This is a genomic window from Mesorhizobium sp. M5C.F.Ca.IN.020.32.2.1, assembly GCF_004023105.1.
GTDB classification, from domain to species: Bacteria; Pseudomonadota; Alphaproteobacteria; order Rhizobiales; family Rhizobiaceae; genus Mesorhizobium; species Mesorhizobium wenxiniae.
Genome location: NZ_RZSX01000995.1, coordinates 1 through 2,135, shown reverse-complemented (window position 1 = coordinate 2,135; position 2,135 = coordinate 1). Strand labels below are relative to the sequence as shown.

The following is a 2,135-nucleotide window of genomic DNA, read 5'->3' as shown; positions in this document are numbered from 1 at the left end:
GTCGAGATCCGCCGTATGGGCGGCGGCTTTGGCGGCAAGGAAACGCAAGGCAACCAGTTTGCCGCGCTCGCGGCGATTGCTGCGAAAAAACACCACCGCGCGATGAAAATCCGGCCCGACCGCGACGACGACATGATCGCCACCGGCAAGCGCCACGACTTTCTGGTCGATTACGAGGTTGGCTTCGACGACGAGGGCAATATTCTCGGCGTCGATTTCATGTTCGCGGCGCGCTGCGGCTTCTCGGCGGACCTTTCAGGCCCGGTCACCGATCGCGCGCTGTTCCACTGCGACAATACCTATTTTTGGCCGGCGGTTCATGCGCAATCGGCACCGCTCTACACCAACACCGTGTCGAACACCGCCTTCCGCGGCCTCGGCGGGCCGCAAGGCATGGTCGGGGCCGAGCGCGTCATCGACGAGGTCGCCTTTGCCGTTAGCAAGGACCCGCTCGAGATCCGCAAGAAGAACTTTTATGGCACCTCAGACCGCAACGTCACGCCCTATCACCAGACGGTCGAAGACAACATCATCCACCGCATCGTCGCCGAACTGGAGGCGAGTTGCGACTATGCGCGGCGTCGCCGCACCATTGAAGCCTTCAACGCCAACAGCCGCTTCATCAAGCGCGGATTGGCGCTAACGCCGGTCAAATTCGGCATCTCGTTCACCGCTACGCATTACAACCAGGCCGGCGCGCTGGTGCATGTCTACACCGACGGTTCGGTGCATCTGAACCATGGCGGCACCGAAATGGGGCAGGGCCTCTACGTCAAGGTGGCGCAGGTTGTGGCGGAAGAGTTCCAGATCGACCTCGACCAGGTCAAGATCACCGCAACGACGACCGGCAAGGTGCCGAACACCTCGGCGACCGCCGCGTCGTCAGGTTCCGACCTCAACGGCATGGCGGCGCAGAACGCAGCCCGGCAGATCAAAGAGCGGCTGACCAATTTCGCCGCTGAACAATACCAGGTGCCGCGCGACCAGGTGCTGTTCCTGCCCAACCGGGTGCGCATCGGCAACCAGGAGATCGCCTTCGCCGATCTCGTCAGGCAGGCCTACATGGCCCGCATCCAGCTTTCGGCGGCGGGCTTCTACAAGACGCCGAAAATCCACTGGGATCGCGACAAGGGCGAGGGTCGCCCCTTCTATTATTTCGCCTACGGCGCCGCGTGCTCGGAAGTGTCGGTCGACACGCTGACCGGCGAATACATGGTCGAGCGCACCGACATCCTGCACGAGACCGGCCGCTCGCTGAACCGCGCCATCGACCTCGGCCAGGTCGAGGGCGGTTTCATCCAGGGCATGGGCTGGCTGACGACGGAGGAACTTTGGTGGGACGACAAGGGCCGGCTGCGCACCCATGCGCCGTCGACCTACAAAATCCCCTTGGCCTCGGACCGACCGAAGATCTTTAACGTGACGCTGGCCGACTGGCCTGAGGCGCACGAGCCGACGGTGCACCGCTCCAAGGCGGTCGGCGAGCCGCCGCTCCCGCTCGGCATGTCGGTGCTGCATGCTCTGTCGGATGCGGTGGCGAGCGTTGCCGACCACCGGATCTGCCCGCGCCTCGATCCACCGGCGACGCCGGAGCGTGTGCTGATGGCGATCGAACGGCTGAAGAGGGAAGCCAAGAGCAGCACGTGACCAGTCTTTGGAATCCCAGAAAGCGTGCAATTCAGGCCGAAAACTCTATATTTCCCGATAGGGAATGCGAATGATGACCTCGAAAGTGCAAAGCTTGAAAGCCTTTCTTGCCGACGCCAGCCGGGTCGCCCTGGTCGAGGTGGCCGGGACAAAAGGTTCGACGCCGCGCGAGAAGGGCGCCTTCATGCTCGTCTCGGGCGCGGCAAGTTTTGGAACGATCGGCGGCGGCCAACTCGAATACATGGCAATCGACAAGGCGCGGCAGATGCTTTTCTCCCCCCTTGAGGGGGGTGAGGAGAGGTCGGCCAATGGCCGAGAAAAAGCCAACGATTTGGCTTTTTCAGCGACGAACGCCCGGAGCCATAGCGAAGGGCAGGCCGCGAAGCGGCCAGAGGGCGTCGTCTCAGAAGGCATCGCCAGAGCGTCGAGCACTGCCGCGGCGATCCCGCCCGACGGCTTCGCCGCCGCCCTCCCCTCAAGGGGGAAGG

General features: G+C 63.5%; 2 protein-coding genes. Both read left to right on the top strand.

The features are described from left to right. The coding region (gene xdhB, locus EOA86_RS31965) for a xanthine dehydrogenase molybdopterin binding subunit (protein WP_128345250.1) at nucleotides 1–1,647 on the top strand (1,647 nt) is incomplete at its 5' end. A gap of 73 nt (nucleotides 1,648–1,720) precedes the next feature. Continuing rightward, the coding region (locus EOA86_RS40840) for an XdhC family protein (RefSeq protein ID WP_281035721.1) at nucleotides 1,721–2,135 on the top strand (415 nt) is incomplete at its 3' end.